Source organism: Pseudomonas sp. HMWF006, from assembly GCF_003061205.1.
GTDB classification, from domain to species: Bacteria; Pseudomonadota; Gammaproteobacteria; order Pseudomonadales; family Pseudomonadaceae; genus Aquipseudomonas; species Aquipseudomonas monsensis.
Genome location: NZ_QAIU01000396.1, coordinates 1 through 6,503, shown reverse-complemented (window position 1 = coordinate 6,503; position 6,503 = coordinate 1). Strand labels below are relative to the sequence as shown.

Annotated in this window: 4 protein-coding genes; 3 read left to right on the top strand and 1 reads right to left on the bottom strand. The window is 60.3% G+C overall.

Annotation, left to right across the window (positions count from 1 at the left end; translation table 11 throughout):
• Nucleotides 1-1,866, bottom strand: a 1,866-nt coding sequence (locus DBR24_RS16375) for a BCCT family transporter (RefSeq protein WP_256591560.1), incomplete at its 3' end; no start/stop codon positions are given.
• A gap of 482 nt (nt 1,867-2,348) precedes the next feature.
• On the opposite strand from DBR24_RS16375, the gene betI reads away from it, so the two are divergent.
• From betI to betA, 3 genes are all read left to right on the top strand, one after another.
• Entirely contained in the window at nt 2,349-2,942 is a 594-nt protein-coding gene (gene betI / locus DBR24_RS16370) for a transcriptional regulator BetI (protein WP_077574838.1), read from the top strand.
• A 108-nt stretch (nt 2,943-3,050) separates the two neighbouring features.
• On the top strand, nt 3,051-4,523 hold the full coding sequence (gene betB / locus DBR24_RS16365) for a betaine-aldehyde dehydrogenase (RefSeq protein WP_123469433.1): 1,473 nt from the start codon (nt 3,051-3,053) through the stop codon (nt 4,521-4,523).
• A gap of 148 nt (nt 4,524-4,671) precedes the next feature.
• A complete protein-coding gene (gene betA, locus DBR24_RS16360) occupies nt 4,672-6,375 on the top strand; it encodes a choline dehydrogenase (protein WP_128615283.1) in 1,704 nt (567 codons plus the stop codon).
• The last annotated feature ends 128 nt before the right edge of the window (nt 6,376-6,503 follow it).

The following is a 6,503-nucleotide window of genomic DNA, read 5'->3' as shown; positions in this document are numbered from 1 at the left end:
CGTGAAGCCCATCAGGTCGTAGTCCTGGCTGCCGTTGTGCAGATACACCTCGGCGCGGTAGTAACGCTGACGCGCCTCATCGGACTGAGCCGATTCGGTCGGGGTCGCGAGGTAGCCGTCCAGGCTCACTTCGTAGACGAAAGGGTTGCCCTCTTCCATCTCGACACGCACGCCCATGCAGCGCTTGGATTTGCCCAGCAGTGTCTGCACTTCCAGCCCCTGAACACGCATTTGAGCGGCCGCGTCTTCCAGCGCCGGGCTGACCTGCTTGTCCATGAAGCGTTGCACCACCGATTGGCTCGGCTGCAGATCCAGCTGCGTCAGACGCTCACTGAAACCACGACGACCGCGCTCAGCCAGTTGCGCCTGCTCCTGTTCGATCTGCACGTCCTGGCGCATCGCCTTGTGCAGGCCGAACATGAAGAACACCAGCACCACCGAGAACGGCAGACCGGCCAGCACCACCATGGTTTGCATGGCTTCGAAGTTACCGGCGAACAGCAGACCGATGGTCACCAGCGTGATCACCACCGACCAGAAGATCCGCAGCCAGTGCGGCGCATCTTCGTCGACGTTACCGCCCTTGCAGGACAGATTCGCCATCATCACCGCGCCGGAGTCGGCCGGGGTCAGGAACAGCACGAAACCGACAAAGATCGACACACCGATGACGACTTTCGACGCCGGGTAGTGTTCCAGCAATTGATAAATCGCCATCGACGGCTGTTCCAGCGCCGTCTTGCCAAGCTCCACCGCCCCCTGGTTCATCACCAGATCCAGTGCCGAGTTACCGAAGATCGACAGCCAGGCCAAAGTGAAGCCCAGCGGAATCAGCAGCACACCGGCCACCAGTTCACGCACGGTACGGCCACGGGAAATACGCGCGATGAACATGCCAACGAATGGTGCCCAGGAAATCCACCACGCCCAGTAGAACAGAGTCCACAGGCCCAACCAGCGGTCGGACTTGGCGCTGTCGCCTTCATAGACGTACAGGTCGAAAGTCTTCAGCACCACGCCGTTGAGGTAATCGCCGATGTTCTGCACGAAGCCGTTAAGCAGGTGCAAAGTCGGGCCAAACAACAGCACGAAAATCAGCAGACCGCTGAACAGCACAATATTCAGGTTGGACAGACGGCGGATGCCGTTTTCCACACCCGACACGGCAGCGATGGTCGCCACGGTGCTCATCACGATGATCACGATCAGCAGGTTGGTATTGCTGTGTTCCATGCCGAACAGGTTTTCGAGGCCGGAGGACACTTGCAGCGAACCGATCCCCAGGTTGGTCACCAGACCCAGCAGGGTCACGAACATGCCGAAGCCGTCCACCGCGTGACCGGCCGCGCCTTTGACCCAACGCTCGCCCACCAGCGGATACAACGCCGAACGCAGTGCCAACGGCTGGTTATGACGGTAAGCGAAGTACGCCACGGCCAGACCGACCAGCGCGTAGATCGCCCAGCCGTGCAGGCCCCAGTGCAGGAACGTCAATTGCACCGCCTGACGCGCGGCCATGTTGGTGGCCGCTGCGCCTTCCGGCGGATTGAAGTAGTGGTCCAGCGGCTCGGACGCGCCGAAGTACAGCAGCGAAATGCCGATACCCGACGAGAACAGCATCCCCGCCCAGGCGCCGTAACTGAAATCCGGGGTGTCGTCCTTGCTGCCCAGTTTGAGTTTGCCGTACGAGGAAAACGCCAGGCCCACCACAAACACCAGGTAGGCGGCGATCACCACCATGTAGTACCAGCCGAAGCTGCGCGACAACCAGGCCTGAGCGATACCCAACAATCTGCCGGCCTCTTGCGGGGCGATGATCAGAATGGCGGTCAACAACAGAATCAGCGCGGTAGAGGTGTAGAACACCCAACCGTTGACCGTCACCTTCTCGGGCGGGGTCTTTATAAGCGAGGCAGAACTCATGGCACAAATGCTCCAGGCAGTGCGAGAGAAGAACACAAGGCAACACGGAACCCGACCAATCGGTTAGTTGGCAGCCGACCGGCGGGTGATATAAAGACACCCCGAAAACAGCCCGAACCTGCCGAAATGGCGCTGCGAATCGCTTTCGTGGCCGAGGTCTGGACGTTCATCCGAAACCTGGCCCTGAGCGTCTTGCCCTTTCAACACGTCCATCGAATCGCGAACCGCGCCATGCCCCACGCAGGTTTCAAGCATTTTCGGATGTCGGTTTATCGCCATTTACACGTAGGAAAAATATGTAAATCGCGACGATTTGTCGCAGATCTTATTCTTTGTTGATTGAACGTTCAATCAAAACAAAATAGACTGGCCCTTAATCCGGTAGCCGTTTTTCGTCCGCCGGAAGGCCTAAGGAGATGTGCAAGATGCCCAAGGTCGGTATGCAACCCATACGCCGCCAACAACTGATCGAAGCCACGTTGCAGGCGGTCGATCAGGTCGGGATGGGGGACGCCAGCATTGCGCTGATCGCCCGTTTGGCCGGTGTCTCGAACGGCATCATCAGTCACTACTTTCAGGACAAGAACGGCCTGATTGCCGCCACGATGCGGTATCTGATGAATGTCCTCAGCGAGAACGTCACCGCACGCCGTCAGGCGCTGGCAGACAGCAGCCCACGGGCGCATCTGCAGGTGATCATCGAAGGCAACTTCGACGCCAGCCAGGTCAATGGCCCGGCAATGAAAACCTGGCTGGCCTTCTGGGCCACCAGCATGCACCAGCCGTCTTTGCACAGGTTGCAGCGGATCAACGATCACCGTCTGTATTCCAACCTGTGCTGCGAGTTCCGCCGTGTGTTGCCGCTCGAAGATGCGCGCAGCGCCGCGCGAGGACTGGCAGCGTTGATTGACGGTTTGTGGTTGCGCGGCGCTTTGTCGGGAGACGCTTTCGACACGGCGCAGGCGCAACAGATCGCTTACGAATACATGGATTTCCAATTGGCCAAGAAGGTGAGCTAGAGCACACAGAAAACGCTCAGCCCCTGAACTGTTACCGACCAGCGATGCCACAGCTACATGGCTCACCCGGTGACCAACGCCAACCACTCATGCACTTGCGAGGACACTATGGCCCGTTTCGAACTGCAAAAACTCTACATTGATGGCGCGTACTCCGACGCTGGCAGCGATGCCACCTTCGAAGCCATCAACCCGGCGAACGGTGAAGTCCTCGCCAACGTGCAACGTGCGACCAAGGAAGACGTCGAGCGTGCCGTGGTCAGCGCGGAAAAGGGCCAGAAAATCTGGGCAGCGATGACCGCCATGGAGCGTTCGCGCATCCTGCGTCGCGCCGTCGACATCCTGCGCGAGCGCAACGATGAACTGGCTGCGCTGGAAACCCTGGACACCGGTAAAGCCTTCTCCGAAACCAAATACGTCGACATCGTCACCGGCGCCGACGTGCTGGAATACTACGCAGGCCTGGTACCTGCGATCGAAGGCGAGCAGATCCCGCTGCGTGACACTTCCTTCGTCTACACCCGTCGCGAACCGCTGGGCGTGGTCGCCGGTATCGGCGCGTGGAACTACCCGATCCAGATCGCCCTGTGGAAATCCGCACCAGCCCTGGCGGCCGGTAACGCGATGATCTTCAAGCCAAGCGAAGTCACCTCGCTGACCACCCTGAAACTGGCCGAAATCTACACCGAAGCCGGCCTGCCCAACGGCGTGTTCAACGTGCTGACCGGCAGCGGCCGTGAAGTCGGCACCTGGCTGACCGAACACCCGCGCATCGAGAAAGTCTCCTTCACCGGCGGCACCGACACCGGCAAGAAAGTCATGGCCAGCGCTTCGGCTTCGTCGCTGAAAGACGTGACCATGGAACTGGGCGGCAAATCGCCGTTGATCATCTGCGACGACGCCGACCTGGATCGCGCCGCCGACACCGCAATGATGGCCAACTTCTACAGCTCCGGTCAGGTCTGCACCAACGGCACTCGCGTGTTCGTACCGAGCCACCTGAAAGCCGCTTTCGAAGCCAAGATCGTCGAGCGCGTAGCGCGCATCCGCATCGGCAACCCGGAAGACGAAAACACCAACTTCGGCCCGCTGGTCAGCTTCGCCCACATGGAAAGCGTGCTGGGTTACATCGCCAAGGGTAAAGAAGAAGGTGCCCGCGTTCTGTGCGGCGGCGAGCGTCTGACCGACGGCGAGTTCGCCAAAGGCGCTTTCGTTGCACCGACCGTGTTCACCGATTGCACCGACGAGATGACCATCGTCCGTGAAGAAATCTTTGGCCCGGTGATGGCGATCCTCTCCTACGAGACCGAAGAAGAAGTGATCCGCCGCGCCAACGACACCGACTTCGGCCTGGCCGCCGGTATCGTGACCAAAGACCTGAACCGCGCGCACCGCGTGATTCATCAGCTGGAAGCCGGTATCTGCTGGATCAACGCCTGGGGCGAGTCCGACGCGAAAATGCCGGTGGGCGGTTACAAGCAGTCGGGCGTGGGCCGTGAAAACGGCATCAGCTCGCTGACCAACTACACACGCATCAAATCGGTACAGGTCGAGCTGGGCGATTACGTCTCGGTGTTCTGATCAGCTAGCTGATCAGCTGCAAGCGGCAAGTTTCAAGCTGCAAGTAAAAGCAGTTTGGGGTTGCCGCCCTCCCCGATTTCGAAGCCACAGCTCGCTGCTTTTTCTTGCAGCTTGAAGCTTGTGGCTTGTAGCTCCCCCAGGAGAACTTATGACTCAAGAATACGACTACATCATCATAGGGGCCGGTTCTGCAGGTAACACACTTGCGACCCGTCTGACTGAAGACGCAGGCGTCACCGTTCTGCTGCTCGAAGCCGGCGGTCCGGACTATCGTTTCGACTTCCGCACGCAAATGCCGGCTGCCCTGGCGTTCCCGCTGCAGGGTCGTCGCTACAACTGGGCTTACGAAACCGATCCAGAGCCACACATGGACGGTCGCCGGATGGAATGCGGTCGCGGCAAAGGCCTCGGCGGCTCCTCGCTGATCAACGGCATGTGCTACATCCGTGGCAACGCGATGGACTACGACGGCTGGGCGAAACTGCCAGGCCTGGAAGACTGGTCGTACCTCGACTGCCTGCCGTACTTCCGCAAAGCGGAAACCCGCGACATCGGCCCGAACGACTACCACGGTGGCGACGGTCCGGTCAGCGTGACCACGCCGAAGGCCGGCAACAACCCGCTGTTCCACGCCATGGTTGAAGCCGGCGTGCAGGCCGGTTACCCGCGCACCGAAGACTTGAACGGCTACCAGCAGGAAGGCTTCGGCCCGATGGACCGCACCGTGACGCCGAACGGCCGTCGTGCTTCCACCGCCCGTGGCTACCTCGACGTCGCCAAGAAGCGTTCGACCCTGACCATCGTCACCCACGCCCTGACCGACAAGATCCTGTTCGAAGGCAAGCGTGCGGTCGGCGTGCGTTACCTGGTCGGTTCGGCTGAAGAACGCGTTGAAGTCAAAGCACGCAAGGAAGTCCTGCTGTGCTCCGGCGCCATCGCTTCGCCGCAGATTCTGCAGCGTTCCGGCGTCGGCCCGGCGAAACTGCTGGAAAGCCTCGACATCCCGGTCGTTCATGACCTGCCAGGCGTCGGTGAAAACCTGCAGGATCACCTCGAGCTGTACCTGCAATACGCTTGCACTCAACCGGTTTCGCTGTACCCGTCGCTGCTCTGGTACAACCAGCCGGCCATCGGTGCCGAGTGGCTGTTCAACGGCACCGGCATCGGCGCCAGTAACCAGTTCGAAGCCGGCGGTTTCATCCGTACTCGCGAAGAGTTCGAATGGCCGAACATCCAGTACCACTTCCTGCCGGTGGCGATTAACTACAACGGCAGCAACGGTGTGAAAGAGCACGGTTTCCAGGCACACATGGGTTCCATGCGTTCGCCGAGCCGTGGTCGCATCCAGGTCAAATCCAAGGATCCGCGCCAGCACCCGAGCATCCTGTTCAACTACATGGCCACCGAGCAGGACTGGCAGGAATTCCGTGACGGCATCCGCCTGACCCGCGAAATCATGCAGCAGCCGGCACTGGACGCCTTCCGTGGTCGCGAAATCAGCCCGGGCATCGACGTGCAAACCGATGAGCAGCTCGACAAGTTCATCCGCGAGCACGCCGAAACCGCGTTCCACCCGTCCTGCTCTTGCAAGATGGGCACCGACGACATGGCCGTCGTGGATGGCGAAGGTCGCGTGCACGGCATGCAGAGCCTGCGTGTGGTCGATGCCTCGATCATGCCGATCATTACCACCGGCAACCTCAACGCGCCGACGATCATGATGGCCGAGAAAATCGCCGACAAGATCCGTGGCCGCAAACCACTGCCGCGCAGCAACGCGCCGTACTACGTTGCGGGCGGTGCGCCGGTGAAGGGCAAGCCGATGCGTGATATCACGCCTGTTGCTCAGTAAGTCGTAATACCGCGTCAAGGCTGATCGCTGGCAAGCCAGCTCCCACAGGGTTTTGTGTCGTTCACAGAAATTGTGTTCACCAAAAACCTGTGGGAGCCTGGCTTGCCAGCGATGAGGCCTGGCCATTC